Source organism: Spirulina subsalsa PCC 9445 (assembly GCF_000314005.1).
Classification (GTDB): Bacteria; Cyanobacteriota; Cyanobacteriia; order Cyanobacteriales; family Spirulinaceae; genus Spirulina_A; species Spirulina_A subsalsa.
On the sequence record NZ_JH980292.1, the window covers coordinates 3,963,732 to 3,986,690 of the forward strand.

General features: G+C 48.2%; 20 protein-coding genes and 2 pseudogenes. 14 read left to right on the forward strand and 8 right to left on the reverse strand.

The window, feature by feature from the left end:
- The first annotated feature begins 305 nt into the window (after positions 1 to 305).
- Together SPI9445_RS0118070 and SPI9445_RS0118075 are read left to right on the forward strand one after the other, a co-directional pair.
- Positions 306 to 1,619 (forward strand): nucleoside recognition domain-containing protein, encoded by a 1,314-nt coding sequence (locus SPI9445_RS0118070; RefSeq protein WP_017306179.1) that lies wholly within the window; start codon positions 306 to 308, stop codon positions 1,617 to 1,619.
- 110 nt (positions 1,620 to 1,729) lie between these two features.
- Positions 1,730 to 2,848, forward strand: coding sequence for a hypothetical protein (locus SPI9445_RS0118075; RefSeq protein ID WP_017306180.1), 1,119 nt, complete (start codon positions 1,730 to 1,732; stop codon positions 2,846 to 2,848).
- Between the two features lie 209 nt (positions 2,849 to 3,057).
- On the opposite strand, the gene SPI9445_RS0118080 is transcribed toward SPI9445_RS0118075, so the two are convergent.
- Both SPI9445_RS0118080 and glcD read right to left on the reverse strand, forming a co-directional pair.
- The gene (locus SPI9445_RS0118080; protein WP_026079914.1) at positions 3,058 to 3,912 is read right to left on the reverse strand and encodes a methyltransferase domain-containing protein; all 855 of its coding nucleotides are present in this window, start codon (positions 3,910 to 3,912) and stop codon (positions 3,058 to 3,060) included.
- A gap of 219 nt (positions 3,913 to 4,131) precedes the next feature.
- A complete protein-coding gene (gene glcD / locus SPI9445_RS0118090; RefSeq protein WP_017306183.1) occupies positions 4,132 to 5,613 on the reverse strand; it encodes a glycolate oxidase subunit GlcD in 1,482 nt (493 codons plus the stop codon).
- Between the two features lie 212 nt (positions 5,614 to 5,825).
- Here glcD and SPI9445_RS32290 point away from each other — a divergent pair.
- The 3 genes and pseudogenes from SPI9445_RS32290 to SPI9445_RS0118105 form a co-directional block, all read left to right on the forward strand.
- Positions 5,826 to 5,927 (forward strand): annotated as a pseudogene (locus SPI9445_RS32290) (helix-turn-helix domain-containing protein); the annotation flags it as partial.
- A gap of 27 nt (positions 5,928 to 5,954) precedes the next feature.
- Positions 5,955 to 6,564: pseudogene (locus tag SPI9445_RS26045) on the forward strand (RNA-guided endonuclease InsQ/TnpB family protein); the annotation flags it as partial.
- 455 nt (positions 6,565 to 7,019) lie between these two features.
- Complete coding sequence (locus tag SPI9445_RS0118105; RefSeq protein ID WP_017306186.1) at positions 7,020 to 9,434, forward strand: NACHT domain-containing protein; 2,415 nt, start codon at positions 7,020 to 7,022, stop codon at positions 9,432 to 9,434.
- 163 nt (positions 9,435 to 9,597) lie between these two features.
- On the opposite strand, the gene lepB is transcribed toward SPI9445_RS0118105, so the two are convergent.
- Together lepB and dapF are read right to left on the reverse strand one after the other, a co-directional pair.
- Positions 9,598 to 10,635 carry a signal peptidase I gene (lepB, locus tag SPI9445_RS0118110; RefSeq protein WP_017306187.1) on the reverse strand — a complete coding sequence of 346 codons (1,038 nt, stop codon included), beginning with the start codon at positions 10,633 to 10,635 and terminating at the stop codon, positions 9,598 to 9,600.
- Between the two features lie 20 nt (positions 10,636 to 10,655).
- Positions 10,656 to 11,507 carry a diaminopimelate epimerase gene (dapF, locus tag SPI9445_RS0118115; RefSeq protein WP_017306188.1) on the reverse strand — a complete coding sequence of 284 codons (852 nt, stop codon included), beginning with the start codon at positions 11,505 to 11,507 and terminating at the stop codon, positions 10,656 to 10,658.
- 81 nt (positions 11,508 to 11,588) lie between these two features.
- Between dapF and SPI9445_RS0118120 the strand changes: the two genes are divergently transcribed.
- The 4 genes from SPI9445_RS0118120 (at position 11,589) to SPI9445_RS0118135 (ending at position 14,081) form a co-directional block, all read left to right on the forward strand.
- The gene (locus tag SPI9445_RS0118120) at positions 11,589 to 11,801 is read left to right on the forward strand and encodes an Hfq-related RNA-binding protein (RefSeq protein WP_017306189.1); all 213 of its coding nucleotides are present in this window, start codon (positions 11,589 to 11,591) and stop codon (positions 11,799 to 11,801) included.
- A gap of 125 nt (positions 11,802 to 11,926) precedes the next feature.
- Positions 11,927 to 12,469 carry a late competence development ComFB family protein gene (locus tag SPI9445_RS0118125; protein WP_017306190.1) on the forward strand — a complete coding sequence of 181 codons (543 nt, stop codon included), beginning with the start codon at positions 11,927 to 11,929 and terminating at the stop codon, positions 12,467 to 12,469.
- Between the two features lie 212 nt (positions 12,470 to 12,681).
- Complete coding sequence (locus tag SPI9445_RS0118130; protein ID WP_026079915.1) at positions 12,682 to 13,341, forward strand: sigma-70 family RNA polymerase sigma factor; 660 nt, start codon at positions 12,682 to 12,684, stop codon at positions 13,339 to 13,341.
- Between the two features lie 233 nt (positions 13,342 to 13,574).
- Entirely contained in the window at positions 13,575 to 14,081 is a 507-nt protein-coding gene (locus SPI9445_RS0118135) for an anti-sigma factor family protein (RefSeq protein WP_017306192.1), read from the forward strand.
- Between the two features lie 8 nt (positions 14,082 to 14,089).
- Here SPI9445_RS0118135 and SPI9445_RS0118140 read toward each other — a convergent pair whose 3' ends face one another.
- A complete protein-coding gene (locus SPI9445_RS0118140; RefSeq protein WP_017306193.1) occupies positions 14,090 to 14,659 on the reverse strand; it encodes a gamma-glutamylcyclotransferase family protein in 570 nt (189 codons plus the stop codon).
- Here SPI9445_RS0118140 and SPI9445_RS26050 point away from each other — a divergent pair.
- The 3 genes from SPI9445_RS26050 to SPI9445_RS28815 all read left to right on the forward strand — a co-directional run bounded on the left by SPI9445_RS26050 (position 14,578) and on the right by SPI9445_RS28815 (position 16,575).
- A complete protein-coding gene (locus SPI9445_RS26050) occupies positions 14,578 to 15,255 on the forward strand; it encodes a hypothetical protein (RefSeq protein WP_033374015.1) in 678 nt (225 codons plus the stop codon). The two genes, SPI9445_RS0118140 and SPI9445_RS26050, sit on opposite strands and share 82 nt — an antisense overlap.
- A gap of 193 nt (positions 15,256 to 15,448) precedes the next feature.
- Entirely contained in the window at positions 15,449 to 16,180 is a 732-nt protein-coding gene (locus SPI9445_RS0118155; RefSeq protein WP_017306196.1) for a class I SAM-dependent methyltransferase, read from the forward strand.
- Between the two features lie 41 nt (positions 16,181 to 16,221).
- On the forward strand, positions 16,222 to 16,575 hold the full coding sequence (locus tag SPI9445_RS28815; protein ID WP_237747982.1) for a transposase: 354 nt from the start codon (positions 16,222 to 16,224) through the stop codon (positions 16,573 to 16,575).
- A 141-nt stretch (positions 16,576 to 16,716) separates the two neighbouring features.
- Here the strand turns inward: SPI9445_RS28815 and SPI9445_RS0118160 are convergent, their stop codons facing one another.
- From SPI9445_RS0118160 to SPI9445_RS0118170, 3 genes are all read right to left on the reverse strand, one after another.
- Positions 16,717 to 17,841, reverse strand: coding sequence for a hypothetical protein (locus tag SPI9445_RS0118160; protein ID WP_017306197.1), 1,125 nt, complete (start codon positions 17,839 to 17,841; stop codon positions 16,717 to 16,719).
- Positions 17,842 to 17,866: 25 nt separating this feature from the next.
- A complete protein-coding gene (locus SPI9445_RS0118165; RefSeq protein ID WP_017306198.1) occupies positions 17,867 to 19,207 on the reverse strand; it encodes a coiled-coil domain-containing protein in 1,341 nt (446 codons plus the stop codon).
- 141 nt (positions 19,208 to 19,348) lie between these two features.
- Positions 19,349 to 20,536, reverse strand: coding sequence for a pentapeptide repeat-containing protein (locus SPI9445_RS0118170; protein WP_083883559.1), 1,188 nt, complete (start codon positions 20,534 to 20,536; stop codon positions 19,349 to 19,351).
- 133 nt (positions 20,537 to 20,669) lie between these two features.
- On the opposite strand from SPI9445_RS0118170, the gene SPI9445_RS26055 reads away from it, so the two are divergent.
- Positions 20,670 to 22,271: a tetratricopeptide repeat protein gene (locus SPI9445_RS26055; protein ID WP_164674550.1), complete on the forward strand. Its 1,602-nt coding sequence runs from the start codon at positions 20,670 to 20,672 to the stop codon at positions 22,269 to 22,271.
- Between the two features lie 108 nt (positions 22,272 to 22,379).
- On the forward strand, positions 22,380 to 22,952 hold the full coding sequence (locus tag SPI9445_RS0118180) for a Uma2 family endonuclease (RefSeq protein ID WP_017306201.1): 573 nt from the start codon (positions 22,380 to 22,382) through the stop codon (positions 22,950 to 22,952).
- Positions 22,953 to 22,959 lie beyond the last annotated feature (7 nt).

Genomic DNA, 22,959 nt, shown 5'->3' on the forward strand with positions numbered 1-22,959 from the left:
GTTTTTATACACATTGACAGTCATTGATGCGTGAACTACCCCACCCTGCCGAGGCGCGAGGATGGGGCTTCCTGATTCAATGGGAAGTGCTTTCTATACCGAAATATAGCGAGTCTTATCTTCCCTCCCCAGGCAGAAGTCCTAGTTCCTAAGACCCAAATTTTCTCTTGCAACACAGCCCTTTTTAGCTTGGTTTTCGCTTTGGGAGTTAGTGGTCAAGTCCATCGGGTCCCTGCAAGGGAGGGGAATTCCGCAACATTTTTGTTAAATTCAGGATTAACCTTGTTCATTGACCCCGATAATCTGTGAAAAAATCTGACTCCCCCTTAAACGGCATTTGGCTGTTTATGATTCTCGCCTCCACCTGTGTGGCTGCCCTCAATGGCACCATGTCGGAACTCAGCGAGGCCGTCTTTGAATCCGCCGCCAATGCCGTTACCTTGGCCATTGGTTTAATCGGTGCCCTTGCCCTGTGGTTGGGCATTATCCGGGTGATTGAAGTAGCCGGACTGATGGAAGTGATTGCCCGTCTCATTCGTCCCCTGATGTTGCGCCTTTTCCCAGAAGTCCCCCCCGACCATCCGGCCATGTCCGCCATGATTTTAAACATGGCCGCCAATGCGTTAGGGTTAGGCAATGCCGCCACTCCCATTGGTTTAAAGGCCATGACGGAACTGAATCGCCTCAACCCGGAACCGGGAACCGCCACTAATGCCATGTGTCTGTTTTTGGCGATTAACACCTCTTCCGTCACGATTTTACCCATTAGTGCGATCGCCGTGCGAGCCTCCGCCGGAGCCAGCAACCCCGGCTCTATTGTCCTCCCCTCCCTCATCGCCACGATTTGTTCTACCACCGTCGCCATTATTGCCGCCAAACTCCTCGCCCAACGCAACCGCGAAGACATCCCCCCCACCCCCCCACCTGAATCAGAACCCAATCCCACCCCAGACCCCCAACTTGACCCCACCCCCCCTCAACCCCTCAATCCCCCCGGTTTCGTGGGACGGTTTATCTTTGGCGGCCTAATCGTCCTTTTCTTCCTCGCCATCATCTACCGCCTCACCGTCGAAGGCACCCCTGGCCTCACCACGACCCAGTTTATGGAAGGTATCTCCAACTGGTTATTACCCATAATTATCTGTAGCCTATTGCTCCTAGGGTACTTCCGAGGGGTTAAAGTCTATGAAGCCGTCACCGAAGGGGCAAAAGAAGGCTTTAACATTGCCGTGACCATTATCCCCTTCCTCGTCGCCATTTTCGTGGCCATTGGGATGTTTCGCTCCAGTGGTGCCCTCGACCTGATGACTACCCTCCTTTCCCCTGTCACCAACTTAATCACCCTACCCGCCGAAGCCCTCCCGATGGCCTTAATTCGGCCCCTGTCTGGTGGGGGAGCCTTTGGCTTAATGTCGGAAATCGTCAACAATGACCCGGATAGTTTCCTGTCCTATCTCGTCTCCACCATGCAAGGTTCCACCGAAACCACCTTTTACGTCATGGCCGTATATTTCGGCAGTGTGGGAGTCATGCGCACTCGTCACACCCTCCCCGCCGCCTTATTAGCCGATTTAACGGGAATTTTAGCCTCCTTGCTCATTTGTCGCTTAACGTTTTAGGAATTGAGCGGTTCGGCGTTGTATCATCTACTACCTCTCACTCCCGCGCTAACCGCGCCACTCTCTTTTTTATCGACAATCATCACCATTTCGTTAATTAGTGTTTAAATATGTCTCAACCTTGGATCTTCTCCAGCCTTAAATCCGCCTTGACCCTGAGCCTCATTGCGACCTCTGGGCTATTTGGAGCCTGTGAAAAACTGCCGAATATCGCGATTAATGTCTCCCCCCCCTCCTCGGAAAACAACGTTCTACCAGTTGGGGAAGAAAATCCCAATCCGGCCACCTTATCCGCCGCCGCCCCCTCTCAGAACCGAGGACAAGCCCCCTCAGCCCTCTCCTCCGCCTCCAGTCCCACAACGATTAACCAAGAGTTACAACGCCTCAAAAGTCGTCCCTGTGAAGAGCGTCCAGAACGGAATATTGGGGCGGTGTTGTACTCACTTTGTATGGATACCACTGTTGGGGGAAGAACTCGGATTTTATCGGCTTCTTCCTCTGTCCCCGGTGAAACAGGAGCAACCTATTGGTTTCGAGATGATGGGGAATTTTACGCTTTTGAACAGATTCTGCCCGAGGGAACCACGTTTTTTATTCTTTTGGATGACCAAGAAACCATTCTAGAACTGAATCCACAAGGGCAAGTGGACAGTATTCGCGATCGCAGCGAATGGCAAGACCTTATGGAACACTCCCGCGAAGCCATCGCAATGATTCAGCAAGAATTAGGCGTGGGGGCAGTGAGGGCGGCTGGCAGTCCCCCCGTGGGAAGCTTGCTTGTAGCGGGTCAGGGCGGAGACTTTAATCACCGCACCCTCACCTTAACCGTTCCTCAGTCCGACACCTCAAGCTCTATCCGGGGTGGGGCTGCACGTTGGTATGATCTCCATTTGGCGACCATGGTCGCACTGACAGCAGACTACTACTGTAATCATCAGTCTACACGCGGGGTGTATTTTAACTATCGAGCCGATGGGGGGGATGTCTTTATGGGGCAGGTGTTTATTAGTTGCCCCGAAGCCCGGTCTATTATGGATCGTTTCGGTCGGGAAGAAGAGGCTTGGGTAACGTTAGACCGCCCAGATGTCGATGGAGACAGCATTCACTATGAAATCCCCAATTTCACGGATACCAAAGCCCGTGAGTTTCAGAGAACTATTGTCCGCCAACTCACGCCAGACTGTATTGAGTCTGGGGGGAAACAGTTTTGTCCGGGAGATCGGTATTAGTTAGGGCTTGCTGAATAAGTCCGGGTGTCGGGAATCGGGAGTCGGGAATTGGGAATCGGGAGTCCGGGAACTCTCCCCCCTGTTCCCTGTTCCCTAAAATAAAAGAGTTTTGGCTATTCACTAGCCACTATTCCCCTGTTCCCCTGCCCCCCTGCTCCCTTGTGGAGTGGAGCGACGGCGCAACCCAAATGACAATAAGCGTTTGAGGCTTATTTCCGACCCGATAAAACACCAAATCGCACTAAACCGCGCTTATAGCCTTGACTCATCAAGGGTAATGCTAAAGCGGCTTCTACTGTAGACCAACCGGAAGCGAATAAATCGGCCAACACTTTGGGGTTTAAGGCGGAGTCAATGACAATATCCCAGAAGGGGGCGACGGCTGTAGACCAGTCATCGCTGTGGATCTCCCGGAAACCACAATTTTGTGCGATCGCCTCATAATCGGGCAAGGACAAAACATAGGGTAAACAATACACCCGATAAATCCCATCTAAATGCTGCTGTTCCCCTACTGTCAACTCCCCCGCTAAGGAATGGGTCGGACGATGGCACCAAGTCGCACAGAGGAACAATCCCCCCGGTTTCAGCACCCGATAACATTGGCGGAAAAATTCGGCTTTGTCGGGCATATGTTCCCCACTTTCCAAAGACCACACCAGGTCAAAAGAATCATCAGGAAAGGGCATTTCTAGGGCATTAGCGACCTGAAAAGATACCGTTTGGTCTAATTTGACCTCTGAGGCTCTTTCCTTGGCTCTCGCCGCCTGAATGGGACTCAGCGTAATTCCCAACGCCTCGGTATTATACTTTTGGGCTAAATACAAGGTACTGCCGCCAATCCCACAGCCCACATCTAAAATCCGTTGGGGGGACTGGACTTGACCCCAATAGAGTAACTCCTCAATCAGATCAATTTGTGCTTGACGACGGTTGACTTTATAGGTGCCGGAGCGTCCATAATAGCCGTGGTGCATATGTTCGCCCCAGACTTGCTCCCAGAGGCCACTGGATTGGTCATAAAATTGACGGATTTTCTCGTAAATGCTGGTTGTATTGCTCATAGTTTGATTAGGGAACGGGGAACAGGGGAACAGGGGAACAGGGGAGCAGGGGAGCAGGGGGGCAGGGGGGCAGGGGAACAGGGGAATAGTGGCTAGTGAATAGCCAAAACTCTTGACTATTGCCTTTTCCCGATTCCCTAGGGCGCAAGCATTGCGCCCCTACACCGATTCCTGACTCCCGACTCCCTATTCCCAACTCCCCAAAATAGACCTTCTCAACTAGAAAACAGAAGCCCCTTTAAATTCTCCTTGAGGTCGTTGATTGGCGGCCTCTCCACAAGTGCGAGGGGTAGGGAATAATTTGCCCGGATTGGCTAATCCGTCGGGATTAAACACCGCCCGCACATACTGCATGGTTTCTAAATCCACCTCGTTAAACATCCGAGGCATAGAGCAATTTTTATCGGCGCCGATGCCATGTTCTCCCGATAAACTGCCCCCCGCTTCCACACACAGCCGCAAAATTTCCTCCCCGACCTTTTCGACTTTTTCAAAAGCCCCCGGCACTGCTTGATCATATAAGATGAGGGGGTGTAGGTTGCCATCTCCAGCGTGGAAGACATTGGCGATCGCAAAACCCGACTCACGACTTAACGCCTCAATTTCCCCCAACACCTGCACCAACTTTGTCCGAGGAATTACCCCATCCTGAACAAAATAATTCGGACTGATTTTGCCCGCCGCCGCAAACGCCGCCTTGCGCCCCTTCCACAGCTTCAAACGAGTTTCCCCATCAGAAGCTGAGGTAATCTGACGCGCCCCATTTTGGCGACATAACTCCGCCACACGCTGCTTATTCCCCGAAACCTCCACCTCCAAACCATCCAACTCTACCAACAAAATCGCCCCGGCATCCCGAGGATAACAGCCCGTGGCTACCACATCCTCCACCGCATTAATGCTGAGATTGTCCATCATTTCCATCCCAGCCGGAATAATCCCCGCGCTAATAATATCCGCCACCGCCCCCCCGGCCGCTTCGATACTCTCAAAATCCGCCAACAGGACACAAACAGCCTCGGGAGTCTTGAGGATGCGTAGGGTGATCTCCGTAGCGATGCCCAGCGTCCCCTCAGACCCCACAAATAGCCCGGTCAGGTCATACCCCGGCATTTCAGGCACAAGGCCCCCCAGGTCGAGAATTTCGCCCTCTGGGGTGACAATTTTTAAGCCCAAGACGTGATTTGTTGTTACCCCATATTTCAGGCAGTGAACCCCCCCAGAATTTTCGGCAATATTGCCCCCAATGGAACAGATAATCTGACTTGAAGGGTCTGGGGCATAATAGAAACCCGCCCCACTTACAGCCTGTGTCACCCAGTTATTAATCACTCCGGGCTGCACGACGACGCGCTGATTGGCTAAATCTACCTTGAGGATGCGCTTCATCTTAGCGGTGACGATTAACACCCCATTCTCCACAGGTAAGGCTCCCCCAGACAGTCCGGTTCCGGCCCCCCGTGCCACCCAAGGCAGTTGGTACTCTCGACAAATCTTGACGGCTTGGGCTACTTCTTCAGTGGTGCGGGGTAGGACGACTAAAGCAGGACGTTGACGATAGGCCGCGAGTCCGTCACATTCGTAGGTCAGGAGTTCATCTTTACGCCGGATGACATTTTGCGCGCCCAAGGCTTTCGTAAAGGCTTGAATAATCGGTTGCCATCGATCCGAACGGGTAGCAAAGGGGTTTTTTAAGATCATGGGGACTCTCAAATCATGGAGGATGATTCACCCCATTTTAGCTCATCGTCGGGAAGCCCCGCACTGTTTTCATCACGAATGTCAGTGTCGGGATGAAAGACAGTTAATTGAGGGGTTCGATGCCCCGAAAATTAACCAATAATTATTTACTAGGGATTGACGATTTATCCCTAGATATTGTATAATAGTTTCAGGTCAATAAGCGACTATTCGTGTTAAACCTCAACTATTGCTACAGAATTTATCCAGATGCCAGTCAAGAACAAGAATTACTTGACTGGCTAGAAATCTGTCGAGGGGTATATAATTATGCCTTGGCTGTTCGCGTTCGCGAAGCGTTGCGTAGCAAAGGAAAATCTCTAGGGATTGATTTGGGACTGGAGAAGTTTATGGCAACATCTCAGGGGGAATTAATGGCTAGACCTAAGTTTTTCTTGGAACTTCAAAGTCAGCTTAAATGGCTACAAAGAAGATTATCAAAGAAACAGAAAGGGTCAAAAAACTGGCATAAAGCCCGGGAAAAAGTAGCTAAACTTCATGAACATATTTACAACACTCGCAAGAACTTTCATTATCAAGTCGCTCATCATCTTTGTGACCAAGCTAATATCATTTTTGCCGAAGATTTGAACGTCAAAGCCATGTCTAGGGGGATGTTGTGCAAGCATACCCTTGATGCTGGTTTTGGGGGTTTTCTAGAGGTATTAAAGCACGTGGCCTGGAAGCGAGATGTTTATTTCGAGAAAGTTGATGCTAATTTCACTAGCCAAATTTGTCCGAATTGTGGTGTAGTGACTGGTAAGAAAGACTTGTCTCAACGAGTGCATGTTCACTTCGTGACGCTTTGCTACGCAACGCTTTGCGTTCGCGAAGCGTCACGAAGTGAACGCGAACGGGGATGTCCCTAAAAAGACATCTAGAGCCTCCCGTAGAAGCAGGAAAGCCTCATAGTGATATGGGGAAGCCCGCACCGTACCCCTAGGGTCGGTGTCGGGAGGATGTCACAGCTAATGGGAATTCTCTACATCTTTCGTGGGTTAAGGGAAGAGTAAGTCTATTGGACAATCCACGACCTCACACCCCACACCCCGTAAAGTGGGATTGTTGGAATAATGGGGGATAATTTCATCAGCCTACAATGATGGATAAGCATGGGTGAGTGAATACACCCTAGAGAAGAGGGGACTTTTTCACCCTTGCGAATGGGATCACTGTGCAAGACTGAATCGGGTTTTTTGGTCATGGAGGATTAATCATTGATGGAGTCTATTCTCCGCCGAACCTGATAATTGATAATTAATTATTGATAATTCATTATTGATTGTTCCCGTTTGTTCCAGAGTAGGATGGAACTTGTACAATTTATTGGCAGTGGTCGTTTAATGCAGTGCCATTGAACGGAAGTTATGAAATCTTTTTTGAGCGCTGACATGGCACAACCCGCAAAGCAATTGCTCAAAGCAACGCCAGATGGCATTAAACAGGCGAAGTTAGCGTGGTTGGCTTCTGCGAATCAGATCATGAGAAATTTGGAGTCTGCCCCTTACTTTATTTCTCAAACGACGATTCATCATTTTTTTGAAGGTCAACCGATTGAGTCTCAAGATTTTCAGAAAATTTGTATTGCTTTGGGTTTGAAGTGGCGAGAAATCGCGGGTTTGCCCCAAAAGACGCGACCGATTCCACCTCCTCCGGCGGCTCCTCCTCGGGTTAATTCTCCTTTGCGTGCGATCGCCGACTCGGTAAAGGAACGCCTCTATGGCAAGCTAAAAGAACGTTATAGTCAAATTACACTCCTCAATCACCGACTAGCCCCCACTAGCGGGGTGGAGTTTGATGTGTATCGGGTGAGTCGTGTCTCTCGGGAAACCTACCTAGACTTAACTGAGTTTGTTAACCACCCCCATCAACGGGCAGAAGTCGAACGTTTAGGCCTCGGAGAACGTCAAGATCGTTTAGGGGGATTGCAAGCGGTGCAAACCTCACCCCGTCTAATTTTACTCGGCCCGTCGGGGTCGGGGAAAACCACTTTTTTATCCCGGGTTGCGATCGCCTGCACTCAAGGAGAATTCCCAGAACATTGGATTCCTGTCTATATCTGTTTACATGATTTTCCTGACGCAACCCTAGAAAGTCCCAATTTTTTACGCACTACCATTCAACAAATTTTAGATACGGAAGAGAATAAACATACAGAATATTTACTCAATGCCGGACAGTTGTTCATCCTAATTGATGGCATGGATGAAGTTCCTCTAACCATCCGCAGACATTTACAATATCAAATTCGTTCTCTCTTACAACGATACTATAAAAATCGTTTCCTCCTGACCTGCCGCACCCAAATTACAGAATATACATTCCCCACGTTTGAATATATAGAATTAGCAGAATTTAACCGTTCCCAAGTTCAAAAATTTGCCGATGTTTGGTTCACGGCTCAAAATATTGAAAAACCACAAACTATCCTCAAACAGTTTTTAGCGGAGTTAGACTTACCTAAGTATGAGAAGGTTGTTCCCCTCTTCAATACTCCCCTTTTTCTTAGCTTTGCTTGTTGGATCTTCCAAGACTTAAAAAAACTCCCCAAACGCCCTTTTGATTTTTATGAGCAAGGTCTGGATCGTTTCTTAGAACAGTGGAATCTGGTTTATCCACGCTTCCAAAGTTATATTTATCAAACCCTTGACAAAACTCATAAACTTAAGTTATTGAGTCTTTTATCATCTTTGATTTTTCAAAAACAAGAATTATTAGTTGAGTATGATGTAATGTGTCAGCATCTTTACAATTATGTGACAGAAGTTTTACAAATTCCTGCCCATCCCCAAGAATTATTAAAAGAAAGTCAACAAGTTTTGCAAAGTATTGAGGGACAACATGGTTTGATTATTGAAAAATTGCCTAATATCATGGCTTTTGGCAATCATGGCATTCAGGAATACTTAACCAGTGAACTCATTTTAGACCATTTTAAAGCAGATGATCTCGATGCCGTTATTAATCCTTTTATCAAGGTTCAATGGCAAGAGTATTTATTGTTTGCCGTCAATCATCTAGAAAATGTCAATGATTTGTTGCTACGATTGAAGAAGAAAATTGATTATTTATTAGTCACTGATCCTAAAATTCAAATCTTTTTATCTTGGGTCAATCAAAAATCTTTGTTAGTCAAAGTTCCCTACAAACCTTCGGCGGTTCGGGCTTTTTATTTTTCCCAAGCTTTAGCTCGTATTTTTGAACCTAAATTAGCGCGTCCGTTAGACTTTTCCCATGCCGTTGATCGAGTGTTACGGTCTTCTTTACATGATCGGACATTAGCTTGTGAACTGGACGAAAAGTTAGATCAAGCTTTCCGACGGTATCCTCTGAGAAATTTAGATTACGATTTACTGATTGATTTAGTGTTGGATTGTTTATTAGGAACTTTTGCCAATGATTTGGGTTTGTTTATCACATTTATGCAGGATCGTCAACTGAAATTAGATCCAGATTTACGGGCTGCATTGAATCGGTTTAAGGAACAAATTCCTGACGCAACTCAAGACCGCAGTAAGTATCAGAAATGGTGGCAAGCGAATAATAAAATCTGGACGAGAAACTTAAGGTTAGTGATTATTGAGTCTCGGAATATTGGCTATGATTGGCAGTTTAGTAAAGCACAGCAGGAGTTGTTAAAGCAGTATTATGAGGCGAACAAGTTGTTAGTTTCTTGTTTGTATAGTAACAAGAAAATTAGTCCTGATGTGATTCAGGAAATTGAGGAGACTTTAATTCTCTCGGTGGCTGAGTTGGAGTCACGATATGATGATCACACCTAGGGCTTGCTGAATAACTCTGCTCCGCGAGGGAACAGGAAGGGGGAGTCGGAAAAAGGCAAGCCTTTTTGATTCTTTATCCCTAAAACCTTGCACTTTCTCGCTCCCAATCGAAAACCCTAGTAACAGTGCTTAGAAGGATATTCAGCAGACCTCAATTAAAGAGTTATAACGGTTGAATACGACCGGGGGGGAAGACAATTTTATAGGCTTGTCCAATGACGAGATCGGCGGGGAGAAAGCCCCATACATGGGAGTCAAAACTGTCATTGCGGCGATCGCCTAAAACCCAGTATTTATCCTCTGGCACGCGCTGGGCGGCGATGTTATAGTTAGCCGGAGCAGTGACATAACGTTCAGCGATGGCTTGATTATTGATATAAACTACCCCATTTAAGACTTCAATCCGTTGCCCCGGAGTCCCCATGACTCGTTTCACATAATATACTGTATCGTCGGGATGACTGAGGGGATCCATTGCTTTGACGAAATCCGGGGCTTCAAAGACAATAATATCCCCCACTTGGGGCTGATAATTCTTCGATTTGCGCACTAAAATCCGGTCGTTGACCTGAAGGGTGGGCTGCATTGACCCACTGGGAATTACGAACATTTCCACCTGTTGATTGAGCCAGAGGGGGAAGTAATTGCCCAATAATTCTAAACTGAATAAGACTCCGGCTAAGATGGCGACCCAGCGGCGACCTTGGGGGGTGGTTTTGGCTCGGGGGAAGGCTTGATAGGCATGATAGGCGGCGATCGCACTAATCAAGGGTGAGATAATCAACAGGGAGGGAAAAACCTGATCAAAAATCGACAACAGGAGAAACGCCCCCAGAAAAAACGCCCCCCAGCCCACCTTATCCCCGTAAAATTGCCCTACACCGGGCAAAACACGCGATAAAAACACCGCAAACCAAGGGTTTTTCACCCGACGGGGGATTTTCTCCCCAGTGGTGTCACTCTCAACGCTATAGTAAGCGTCAAACAGATTACCGATGTACACCCCGGCAATTAAGAAGAAACAACTTAAGCCTAAAACGGTGTTGCCATAGGGGGCAAAAATCGACCAAGCGGAAAAGGCAATTAGCCCCACTTGTGCCAAGACCCAAATCCCTCCTTTTAACCATTTGCGGGCATACCACTGTCCTATTCCGGGGAAGAATAGGGACAGATTAATGGCTAGCCAAGGGTCTTGTCTCATTAGAGGGAATCAAGGGCAACTTAACGATTGAGCAGGACTTGTCCCGTAAACACTTTTTGAGCGGGGCCAGTCATATAAATCCGTTGACTACTTTGATCCCATTCAATGGTTAAACAACCACCGGGCAATTCTACCGTACAAGTGGCCTCGCTGTGACCTGTTAACACACCCGCCACCACCGAAGCACAGGCCCCTGTCCCACAGGCCAAGGTAGCCCCGGCTCCTCGCTCCCAGACGCGCATTTTTAGATAGTTGGGGGCGACGACTTGAATAAATTCGGTGTTGGTGCGTTGGGGAAAGACAGAATGATGCTCAAATTGAGGGCCGAGGGTGGCGAGGGGGATATGCTCCACGTCGTCTACGAATGTAATACAGTGGGGATTGCCCATGTTCACACAGGTGACAGCCCAAGTTTGTCCGGCCACGTTGAGGGGAATATTGATTACCTTTTGGTCGGCGGCGTTGAGGGTGGTGGGGATTTGGGCGGCTGTGACCTTGGGAATGCCCATATCTACCTTGATTTGACCTTCTGGGGTAAGTTGGGGGGTGATTAAGCCTGCTAGGGTGTGGATAACGAAGGTTTGGTTAGGGGTGGTATTGCCTGTTAATTCGGCGATGAAGTGGGCGAAACAGCGAATCCCATTGCCACACATTTCGGGTTCTGACCCATCGGAGTTAAAGATTCTCATGGTGTAGTCGCTGCCGTTTTGACCGGGGAGGGCAAAGATCACGCCGTCGGCTCCAATGCCAAAATTGCGATCGCACAAGTTAACCGCTTCTTCTGGACGAATTAAAGGGTCTGGACTTTGACGATTATCAATTAAGATAAAATCGTTACCGAGGCCGTGGTACTTAGTAAAGGCGATTTCCATGATCTTTCTGGGGTGAGTGAACGGGCTACAAACAGAATAGGCTAATTTGAATTAAATCTCGTTAAGCTACAGGTTTAAATTATGACTGACTTTGACACTGGATTACCGAGTACAAGACAACTCCAAAATTTTAACCGTGAAAAGGTAGAGGTTGAGTTTAAGTTAATGACGGGGGATGTGATCACGGGAAAGATGGTCTGGCAAGATGCCCAATGTATCTGTCTACAAGACGCATCGGAGCAACTAACGATTATCTGGCGACAGGCGATCGCGTATCATAAACCTGTGGGATAGGTTCTGCTTCGGCGGGGGAAAAATAGCGGCGTTGCCTAAGCCAAGAGTCACTAGCGTTTCCTCCCAAGATAAGAGATGATGAAAATACATTGGAATCCCGCACAACGTAATTTTTCAAAGAAGCAATGAGTAGCATCGAAAAAATTGTGGAACAGGCGCTACGAGACGGTTATCTGACACCGACGATGGAAGCGGAAGTAGGGCGCATCTGTGATACGGCTTCGGAACTGTCCATTGAGGAGTATATGGCGCTGGACCGACTGATGGGAGCCCTCCTCACCGGGGAAGTCGTTGCGGTTCCCCGGAAGCAGTTTATTAACGTGATGGAGGAATTGGTTCTCAGTGAAGCGATTGCTAGAGTGGCAGAAATTGAGGCTACCACAGATAAGGTTTTGGATGTGGGGGATATTGCGGCCTATACCTTAAACCGTTTACCGCCTTTGTATGCCACAACGGAAGAAGGGGCGAGTTATCAGAGGCAAAAGGCGAAGGAAGAGTTACAGGAGTTGATTAATCAACAGATTAGTGATGCAATCTCCCGCAGTTTAGAACAACCGGAATTTTACCCCGAACGGACTCCTGTGGCTAAAACCTCCTCGGGAGATGTGTTGAAGCAAGTCAGCAACTTGTTACAATCCCATGCCACCCAGTATGAAACTCAAGATTAGTCGGTGCTATCTGGACTTATCCCCCCTAGCCCCCCTGAGTAAGGGGGGAACAAGACGGGAGGACAAGATGGGGGAAATACGGGCTTAATGGGTCAGCTTGAGTCTTGCTGATCCCCTCCCCCCTCTCGAACTTTTGTAACAATCTCGGGAACTTTCCTGAATCCAGACGGTCAGAATGGGAAAAGGATGGAAATTGTTCCTTTGAGAAACCCATGAGTCAGTCAGTTCCTGCAACTTGGTCAACCATTGAGGCGAAAGTTCCTCAATCTTCGGTGTCTCTCGACAAACTCCCTAACTACGATTTGATTTTACGTTGTCAAGAGGGCGTTAAACCCGATCGGGCAGCGTTTGCCGAACTTCTCCGTCGGTATCAGTCCCATGTGGAAAAAATCCTGTATCATCTAGCACCAGATTGGCAGGATCGCGCCGACTTAGCTCAAGAGGTTTGGATTCGAGTCTATCGGAATATTAATCGTCTCAAAGAGCCGGTTAAATTTAAAAGTTGGTTGAGTCGCATCGCCACAAACCTGTTTTATGATGAATTACGCAAACGGAAGCGCGTCGCAAGTCCCCTTTCTCTGGATGCTCCCCGAGCAATGGATGACGGAGAAATGTCCTGGGAACTTCCTTCCGATGCACCGAGTCCTGATGATAGTCTAGCGACTCGCGAGTTTTACGAACAGTTACAAACGGCGATCGCAGACCTACCCGAAGCCTTCCGAACCACCATCGTCCTGCGCGAAATCCAAGGCCTAGCCTATGAAGAAATCGCGGAAATTACGGGGGTTTCTCTCGGTACCGTTAAATCTCGGATTGCTCGCGCCAGAACGCGCTTACAGTCTGAATTACAACCCTATTTGGATGTGGACTAAGGGGGAATGAGCATTTTCTGTGTGGGGAAAAGGTTCAATTATTCCAACATTCAAGAATTCCAAGACAATAGCCTTTCGTTTTCTTTTATTCGGCACAATCAGGGAGCAACCTGAATTAAGAGGTGGGTGATCAAACCATGACTTCTAACAAGAACAGGGATCAAAATTCTCATCAAGACCTGTCTAGCCGCAAGGTCTTCTCAAACCATTCTCACACACATTCCTACAAGGATATGGATACTCGTCAACGCGATCGCTTTGAATTAATTAGTGCTTACCTCGACGGAGAAGCTAATCCCGCCGAACGGAAACAAGTTCAGCAATGGCTGGATACAGATCCTGAATGCCAACGTTTGTATCGCCGTTTACTCAAACTCCGCAACGGTATCCAATCCCTGCCCACTCCTGCACCCGCTCAAAGTGCGGAAACCGTGGCCAATCAAGTAATCGCCAAAGTGCGACAACGGGAACGCCATCGGGCTTTTGTGTGGGGAGGAAGTGCGATCGCCGCCCTCGTCGTTGGAGCCGTCTCTACCCTATTACCTGGTGAAGGTGCTTTTGCCCCCCGTATGGCTTGGAATAGCCTCAACTACCCCGGTCAAAGCGAAGAGTTAATGATTGCCCTCAATCAACCCTTAGTTGAAATTCCCGTAGATTCTCAAGCCCTCATGATTCCCCTTGATCGTCCTCTAGTAGAACTGCACAAACCCACCGTCGCCAGCCCCAGCTATCCTTACTAAGGGTTAGTCTAGAATTCCCCCCGCTGGGAGTCATAGCTAGACCAACAGCCAGACGGCAACCACACCCCCTTAAAGCGTCGAATGTTCTGATCCGACATAATGTAAGTCCAAGCCTTGTCTAGAGGCTTGCCTGACCCATCATAAACGATGATTTCCCGCCGTTGGTATTCGTTCTCGTGGGCAGGGCGGCTAGGCGAATAACTCTCTAACTGATCCAACTGTTCTAAAACCCCTTCATCCTCAAACGTTAAGATCACCCCCTGAATGCGCTCTGTTCCTTCGGCCATCCCCGGATACCCTAGGCAGAGCGCATATAATTTCCCCCAAGCATAGGCCAAGCGTTCTTGACAAGTTTTTCCGGCACAGTACCGGAAATAATTGATTTCCCCCGGTTTTAAAGTTCCGTAAACAAAAACATTGAACAATGATCGAACCTCCCGTACTATGGTGATTAAAATAATGATGACCGCAGGACGTAAGCGAGCGACAACCGATTGTGCAAACTCAACGTTTTTCTGAATGCAATCACCCCCTAGTAAAATCGCTATTCCATCATAGCGATCGCGAACTATTGGCACTGTTTCAACGTTATCCAGAACAGGGCAAGTATTTCGTCGCCATTTTCTGCCGTTATAGTCCTATTGTCTACACCCTCATCGCCCATTCTGCGCGATCGCCCGTACAAGGAGATTACCTCTTTGCCCTCACCTGGCGACATATTTTCTATGAAATGCGCGGCCTGGAAATGCGAGGCATCGAAGAAAACGAAACCAACTCCTTCCAGAATTGGTTAATCAACATGACCGCCATTTGTATTAATCAGGCCAATCTACCCCCCGTTGAGTCCATTAACTACAAACTTCAGGAGGCCTCCCCTCCCCTCTGGTGTTACTTAGAACAAGCCCTTGATGCCCTTCCCCCCGTCATCCGTCTAATTGTCGTCATGGCGCAAACCTTCCACTGGAGCCCTACCCGCATCGCCGCCTACTTACAAGCCGAAGGGGATATGTTCTCACCCGCCCAAGTCCAAGAATTCCTAGAGCAAGGTTATCACGCCCTAGAGAATAACTTACCCTACGATATCCGCAACATTTACCTAGGAGAAGAACATGACCTCAGTCAGTTATCAGGACAATCCTCCCCAGATAACCTACTGGTCATTGATTCCGTCTGAACTCCTGTTGAGCCATAGCAGTATCCCCCGCCCGACTTTCCAGAGAAAGTTCATTCAAAACCATCTCTAATTTCATCTAATCTTCTCCTAAAGGGGTTAACAAAGCCTCTGAAATCTTGTCCCAAGAACGAATAAATAGGTTATAAGAAAATGATTAGTCCTCATCAATCATTAAACCGCAAAAAATTAAACCATGAATATTTTCTTTGAAATTCACACCAATCTCACCCGAGAAAGTCCGGGAGGGGAAGACTATACCCGACAAGCTTTAGAACTGTTACCAACCTTAGAACATCCTACCATTCTAGATATTGGTTGTGGCCCAGGTTCCCAGACCCTCACATTAGCTCAATCTACAGATGGCTATATTACCGCAGTAGACAACCACGAACCGTTTTTAGTAGAGTTACGCTCAAAGGCCAAAACACAAGGTTATAAACAGCGCATTCACTGTGTTAACCAAAGCATGGACAGCCTATCTTTTCCCCCTCAGTCTTTTGATTTAATTTGGTCTGAAGGGGCGGTTTATATTATGGGATTTGAACAGGGGTTAAAAAATTGGCGTTCTTTCTTGAAACCTCAAGGGTATTTAGTCGTGAGTGAATTAGTTTGGTTGCGTGCTAATCCTCCCGCAGAAGTTGCCCAATTTTGGGGGGTAAACTATCCGGGAATGAAGGCAGGGGATGAATTGTTAGCAGAAATTCCCCAGTGGGGATATCAGGTGTTGGCCTCTTTTGTTTTGCCCGAAGTAGCATGGTGGAATTATTATCACCCTCTAGAAGCAAGATTGGCAGACTTAAGCCAAGTCTATGCACAAGATGAGGAAGCACTGCAAATTATAGCCCAAGAAGCCCAAGAAATTGAGATGTATCACCAGTATAAAAACTGGTATGGCTATCAATTTTTTGTCCTGCAAAAGGTTTAAAATCTGTTCGATTTTAATTTAACTCTAGACAGCCATTTATCTTGTTTGTTGAAGATATTAACTTCACAGCTTGGAGTAGGGGACTATTCTGTAAGCAGTCTCTAGATATGGGTTTAGGTCAATTCTTTACTATCTTGCAATATGTTGCCTCTCAAACGGATACATATTTTGCCAAGGTCAATCCAGACTATACCTCTCAACTTTGTCCTGAATGTGGAACCCATACAGGTCAGAAAGAACTCTCTCAAAGGGTTCACTCTTGCTCTGAATGTGGCTACACCGTGGATCGGGATGTTGCTGCTTCAATAATAGTAAAACAGCGTGGATTAACTGCGGTCGGTGCGCCCGTGGTCAAACAGCCCAGTCATGGCGTTCTGTCGGGGACTTCGGTCTAGATAAGAGTCTATATGGGAATCCCTCGCTTTCAGCGATGGGAGGTTCAATCCTGTAGTTTTAGACCTTTGGACTAAAATTACCAACGTAGCTGTCTAACATTGTCTACCTTTGGGTAACTGTGTCCAGATTTTTACGAGCGGTTAAGACTGACTCCAATATCGAGTATAAACCGCCGAGGATTTTGGTTTAGACGGGGTTGTACTGCGAACCACGATTTGCTCCATTGATTGCAAGTGAATAATATCTGATTGAATTTGATTGAATTTATCTTCCAAGTTCAAAAGCGGTTGAATCTGGCGCTCAAATTGACTATTTTGCTCAACAATTCTCAGGTTAAACTCATCATAGCTTTGGGTTAAATTTTGCTCTATTTTCTTGACATAATCTATTAGTTGTGCTTGTTGATTTTCCCATTTTAGCTGTTCCTGCCGTTGACTCGTCATCTCCTGTTGGAGAGTATCGACTGTCGTAGCAAGTTGTTGCTGAGAGGTAGTTACATCTTCCATTTGTGCGACAAGGGGATTAAATTCCTCCCGGAAGTTATCCCGTTGACTCGTCATCTCCTGTTGAAGAGTATCGACTGTCGTAGCAAGTTGTTGCTGAGAGGTAGTTACATCTTCCATTTGTGCGACAAGGGGATTAAATTCCTCCCGGAAGTTATCCCGTTGACTCGTCATCTCCTGTTGGAAGAGGTATCGACTGTCGTAGCAAGTTGTTGCTGAGAGGTAGTTACATCTTCCATTCGTGCGACAAGGGGACTTAAATTCCTCTCGGAAGTTATCCCGTTGACTCGTCATCTCTTGTTGAAGAGTATCGACTGTCGTAGCAAGTTGTTGCTGAGAGATAGTCACATCTTGTATTTGTGCCACAAGGGGATTCAATTCCTCTCGGAAGTTATCCCGTTGACTCGTCATCTCCTGTTGGAGAGTATCGACTGTCTTAGCAAGTTGTTGCTGAGAGGTAGTAACTTCCCCGATTTGTGCCACAACAGGATTTAATTCCTCTCGGAAGTTATCCCGTTGACTCGTCATCTCCTGTTGGAGAGTATCGACTGTCTTAGCAAGTTGTTGCTGAGAGGTAGTAACTTCCCCGATTTGTGCCACAACAGGATTCAATTCCTCTCGGAAGTTATCCCGTTGACTCGTCATCTCTTGTTGAAGAGTATCGACTGTCTTAGCAAGTTGTTGCTGAGAGGTAGTAACTTCCCCGATTTGTGCCACAACAGGATTTAATTCCTCTCGGAAGTTATCCCGTTGACTCGTCATCTCCTGTTGGAGAGTATCGACTGTCTTAGCTAAGTTGTTGCTGAGAGGTAGTAACTTCCCCGATTTGTGCCACAACAGGATTTAATTCCTCTCGGAAGTTATCCCGTTGACTCGTCATCTCCTGTTGGAGAGTATCGACTGTCTTAGCAAGTTGTTGCTGAGAGGTAGTCACATCTTGTATTTGTGCCACAACAGGATTTAATTCCTCTCGGAAGTTATCCCGTTGACTCGTCATCTCTTGTTGAAGAGTATCGACTGTCGTAGCAAGTTGTTGCTGAGAGGTAGTCACATCTTGTATTTGTGCCACAACAGGATTTAATTCCTCTCGGAAGTTATCCCGTTGACTCGTCATCTCTTGTTGAAGAGTATCGACTGTCGTAGCAAGTTGTTGCTGAGAGGTAGTCACATCTTGTATTTGTGCCACAACAGGATTTAATTCCTCTCGGAAGTTATCCCGTTGACTCGTCATCTCTTGTTGAAGAGTATCGACTGTCGTAGCAAGTTGTTGCTGAGAGGTAGTCACTTCCCCAATTTGTGCCACAAGGGGATTCAATTCCTCTCGGAAGTTATCCCGTTGACTCGTCATCTGCTGTTGGAGAGTATCGACTACAGACTCAAGGTGACTGAGAAATAAAGGCACTTCGGGAATTTGTGCTTGATATTGCTCCACAAGTCCTCGCAGGGAGTGAATCTCCTGCTCCTTTTGTTGAATTAAATCCGTTAAAACCAAACGTTCCTGTTTTTCTGACTGCAATTTATCCTCGATTTGCTTCAGCTTGACTTGAATTTTTACTCGTTCATCCGATAAAGCATTTAACTCTTGCTCAATCGAGCTAAAATGCTTTAACTGCTCATGAATGGTCTGATAATCTTGTCTCGCTTGTCCTAATTGTTCTTTAATGAATTCCTGCTCGTTTTGGGTCTTTGTCCACTCATAAAATAACTGAATTAACTCCTCTTGTCCCAAAACAGGGGCTTCTCCTTCCAGTAGGGGAGGAACTTGTTCTAAGGAGGATTCAGGACTGCTGGGAAGTTCTGGGAGATTGTCTAAACTGGGGGCTAAACTTTGAATATCATGGTAAGCGTCTGTTAGTTTTTCCAGTTGATATTTAGTCTGTTCCCGTTCGTGTTTAATCGTTTTAATTTGGGATTTTAATTTAGAAAGTTCTGATAAATATTTCTGCTGCTCTTTCCAGACATATCTAGCCCAAGCTTTGACTTGAGATTGATACGGTTCGGGTATTTTCTGGTTAAACAAAACTAGGCTGGGAGTGGTGGGAACGGAATCTTGTAAGTACCACCCACAAACATGGCAATGGTTTTGTCCTTCGGTATATTGGGTTTGACATACGGGACAATCTGGCATTGTTTAAATCCTCTTTTTTAATAATGGTTTTTAAAATTCTGGCTCTTAACTTGGTCGCTCTGATTGCCAATACTGGGTAATCCCTAAATCAGGAAATAATACCTATATTTTCTGATAATTTATGCCAATATTTCTCGCTTTTTACTGTTGCATTCTACAGCGTTCTATGCTACCATCGGGTAAAGTAGTGCCGCAAAAACTAACGTTAATAAAGCCCGTTTCTGTAAGGTTAGCACCGCGTAGGTTTGCCCCGTCTAATATCACATTGCGTAAAACAGCCCCTCTTAAATCGGCGGATTGTAAATCAGCCCCGGTTAGGTCTGTATTTTCTAGATAGGCATTGGTTAAATTGCTCCGTCGTAGGTTGGCATGGCGCAAATTTGCGTTAATAAATTGCCGCTCACTTAAGTCTGATTCACTCAGGTTTACGCCTTCTAAAGAAACACTAGGTAGGGCGGGATTATTGACTCGACTTTCTCGGAAGGGGGTGACAATTAAATCATCGGTGTTTAGGTTGCTGTCCAGAATGGTGGTTTCGTTAAAGTTGGCTCGACGGAGTTCTGTGTTGGGGCTAAATCTTACACTGTCGAGGGTTGCCCCTGTAAATAAACTGTTGGTGAGGTCGGCGCTGGTGAGGTTGGCGCGGCTGAGGTTGGCGTTGCGGACATCGCTGGCGAAGAAACTGGACTGTTGGAGACTGGTGCGGGTGAGGTCGGTGTTTTGGATGTCGGCGAGGGCGAGGTTGGCTTGAGAGAGTCGGGCGAGACGGAGGCTGCTGTTGGTGAGACGTGCGCCTTGTAGGTCAGCGCCGGCGAGGTTGACGGAGGTTAATTCGGCGTTGGTGAGGTCAGCGCCTCGGAGGTTGGCGTTGCGGAAGTCTCGACCGGAGAGGTTGAGGGGTTGGGGTGGGGGGGCGGAGGGGTCGGGGATGGGGCGGTTGACGACTTCCCAGACTTCTAACCATTTGGGGGCGATGAGGGTGTGGCGGTCGAGTTTTACGCCTCGGAGGTCTACGCGGTCGAGGTTGGCGTTGCGTAGGTCGGCGCCTCGGAGGTCGGCGTGTCGGAGGTCGGTGTTTTCGAGGTTGGCGTTGCGGAGGATGGCGTTGCGCAGGTCGGCGTGTCGGAGGTCGGCGTTGCGGAGGTTTACGTCGCGGAGGTCGGCGCTTTGGAGATAGCGATCGCGCAATTCCACCCCCTCTAGATTACACCCTCGACAATCCCGGGTTTCGTTGAGTTTAGTTAAATCATTGCGATTGTAGCCAAAAGCAGGATAGACCCCACAGAGGAAACTGCATAACGTGAGAAGGGGAAGAAAACGGAGCATCATAGGAAAGTTTTAGGGTTTAATGTGGGTGGGTGTGTAAGTTGAAGGTATTCTAAGGCCATTTTTCGGGTGTAAGCATTAGACAATGGGATAGATTAACGGCAAATGGTTTGTAGTGGAGGAGTTGGTGAAAAAAATGCGTTCACGTAGCGTCTCGAAGAGATCGCTCTTAACCCAGTTCATAGTAACCGTCATCCTCTGGGGTGCCGTTTCAGAAGCCGTTCTAGCATTACCCGCTAGGATTCGCCTACAACAGCCTTTTCGGGAATTAGAAGATTTTGACTACTGGGCGAACCTCTGCCGCCTCCAGAGCAAAGCAGAAGCCTTTACCGAAGCCCTAGAAGCCTGTGATGAAGCCATTTTAATTGAACCCAAAGACCCAGATATCTGGTCGGACCGGAGTTATGTTTTACTCCGTCTCAACCGTTACGCTGAAGGGGTGGCCTCGGCAGAAAATGCGATTCGGTTTCGGGGGAACTATTCCGAAGCCCAGACCTGGCGCTGTCTAGGGTTTTCCGGGTTAAACCGGGAGGAGGAAGCCCTAGACGCTTGTGAGGCCGCCCTGTTAGCCGATGCCCACTGGCGCAATACTAACCCCGCCGAGGCTTGGTTTTTCCGGGGTGAAAGTCTCACCCGCTTAGGCCGCCATGAGGATGCTGTGGTGTCCTATGAACGGGCGCTGGTCATTGAGCCGGAATATTCCCTCGCCCTCGCCCGTCAGTGTGAAGCCCTTTCCCAACTCCAACGCCCCCTAGAAGCCCTGACTTCTTGTGATGCTGCCCTTGCCCAGAATCAAAACTGGGGAACCCTCAACGAAAGTTTAGCTTGGGGGAATCGCGCCCTTGCCTTTGACCAACTCCAAGGGGATGTACAGGCGATCGCATCCCTAGACCAAGCCCTTAAACAAAGTCCCCGTAATCCCATGCTCTGGGCGCAACAGGGAATGTTATTGGCCCAGCAAAAAAACTACCCCGAAGCCCTCCTCTCCTTTACCCAGGCCGTTAATATTAAACCGGACTACACCCTAGCCCTCGTTAAACAATGTACCGCCCTCAATAAATTACAACGCTATGAAGCCGCCCTTACAGCTTGTGAACAGGCCTTGGCGGGGGATGGCAGTTGGGATAAATTGGGGGTAGCCGAAGCTTGGGATCAACTGACCATCACGTTGACACAACTGGGACGTTATGAAGATGCGATCGCCACAGCCAACCGCGCTGTCGGATTCCAGCCCGACTTTGCCGAAGCGTGGAACAATCGCGGCGTTCCCTACTGGTACCTCGGACGCTACAACGAGAGTCTCGCCTCCTACGACCGCGCCATAGCCCTCAATCCCCGTTATGTCCAAGCTTGGATCAATCGCGGCCGCGTTTTCCTCTCCCTGCAACGCTACAATGAGGCCTTGATTGCCTATGACCAAGCCTTGAGCATTGACCCCCAGAGTGATGTGGCTTGGGCAAATCGGAGCGTTATCCTCTGGCACCTGAGAGATTATAGTGGAGCCATTCGCGCCGCCGATCAAGCCCTAGCGCTCAATCCCCGCTCAACCCTCGCCTGGTTTGCCAAAGGGGAAGCCCTCGCCGCCCTCAGACGCTACGAGGCCGCCCTAGTTGCCTATCGGGAGGCACTAGCCATTAGTCCAGAGCGGGCTGATTTACAAGCGGCCGTTGAGCGGGTTTTATTACAGTTAACGCCTCCAGAACAAGACCTGCCCTTTGATCAGACACTCGGGGATTAGGCGAGAGAGAACAGAGGAAAATTCTCTCCCTCCCTGCCCCCTCTATGGCTCAACTGGATGAACCACAAAGACACAAAGAACACTAAGATTTCCCTTAAGGAGACTCCCTTGATTGCCCTAAACCTAGGACCCACCGTTCAACTGACGGATCAAGTCTTTGCCCAACTTTGTCAGCAAAACCCCGACCTGCGCCTAGAACGGACTGTCCAAGGAGAATTGATTGCTATGTCCCCTGCCGGAAGTGCAACTGGAGCCCGTAATGCGGATCTGCTGGGTCAACTCTGGCAGTGGAACCAACAAACGAGGCTCGGTGTGGCTTTCGACTCCTCCGCCGGTTTCACCCTGCCCAACGGGGCGATCCGCTCTCCTGATGCGGCTTGGATTGAGCGATCGCGCTGGGAACGCCTCTCCCCAGAGCAACAGCGCCAATTTGCCCCCCTCTGTCCCGATTTTGTCCTAGAACTCAAATCCCCTAGTGATGAGTTATCGACGCTTCAAGCCAAACTAGAAGAATATCGGGACAATGGCGCACAATTGGGCTGGTTAATTGATCCTGATGCGGGGCGAGTCTACTGTTACCGTCCCGGACAACCCATGGAATTGTGGGAGCGTCCTGACACCCTCTCCGGCGATCCCATCCTTCCCAACTTGGTGATGGACTTCACAGCGATCTGGGGTTAGGGAACAG

Bases quoted from the DNA above. Each gene is read 5' to 3' on its own strand.
- SPI9445_RS0118075 (WP_017306180.1), top strand. From the start codon at position 1,730: ATGTCTCAACCTTGGATCTTCTCCAGCCTTAAATCCGCCTTGACCCTG.
- SPI9445_RS0118080 (WP_026079914.1), bottom strand. From the start codon at position 3,912: ATGAGCAATACAACCAGCATTTACGAGAAAATCCGTCAATTTTATGAC.
- glcD (WP_017306183.1), bottom strand. From the start codon at position 5,613: ATGATCTTAAAAAACCCCTTTGCTACCCGTTCGGATCGATGGCAACCG.
- SPI9445_RS0118105 (WP_017306186.1), top strand. From the start codon at position 7,020: ATGAAATCTTTTTTGAGCGCTGACATGGCACAACCCGCAAAGCAATTG.
- lepB (WP_017306187.1), bottom strand. From the start codon at position 10,635: ATGAGACAAGACCCTTGGCTAGCCATTAATCTGTCCCTATTCTTCCCC.
- dapF (WP_017306188.1), bottom strand. From the start codon at position 11,507: ATGGAAATCGCCTTTACTAAGTACCACGGCCTCGGTAACGATTTTATC.
- SPI9445_RS0118120 (WP_017306189.1), top strand. From the start codon at position 11,589: ATGACTGACTTTGACACTGGATTACCGAGTACAAGACAACTCCAAAAT.
- SPI9445_RS0118125 (WP_017306190.1), top strand. From the start codon at position 11,927: ATGAGTAGCATCGAAAAAATTGTGGAACAGGCGCTACGAGACGGTTAT.
- SPI9445_RS0118130 (WP_026079915.1), top strand. From the start codon at position 12,682: ATGAGTCAGTCAGTTCCTGCAACTTGGTCAACCATTGAGGCGAAAGTT.
- SPI9445_RS0118135 (WP_017306192.1), top strand. From the start codon at position 13,575: ATGGATACTCGTCAACGCGATCGCTTTGAATTAATTAGTGCTTACCTC.
- SPI9445_RS0118155 (WP_017306196.1), top strand. From the start codon at position 15,449: ATGAATATTTTCTTTGAAATTCACACCAATCTCACCCGAGAAAGTCCG.
- SPI9445_RS0118160 (WP_017306197.1), bottom strand. From the start codon at position 17,841: ATGACGAGTCAACGGGATAACTTCCGAGAGGAATTAAATCCTGTTGTG.
- SPI9445_RS0118165 (WP_017306198.1), bottom strand. From the start codon at position 19,207: ATGCCAGATTGTCCCGTATGTCAAACCCAATATACCGAAGGACAAAAC.
- SPI9445_RS0118170 (WP_083883559.1), bottom strand. From the start codon at position 20,536: ATGATGCTCCGTTTTCTTCCCCTTCTCACGTTATGCAGTTTCCTCTGT.
- SPI9445_RS26055 (WP_164674550.1), top strand. From the start codon at position 20,670: ATGCGTTCACGTAGCGTCTCGAAGAGATCGCTCTTAACCCAGTTCATA.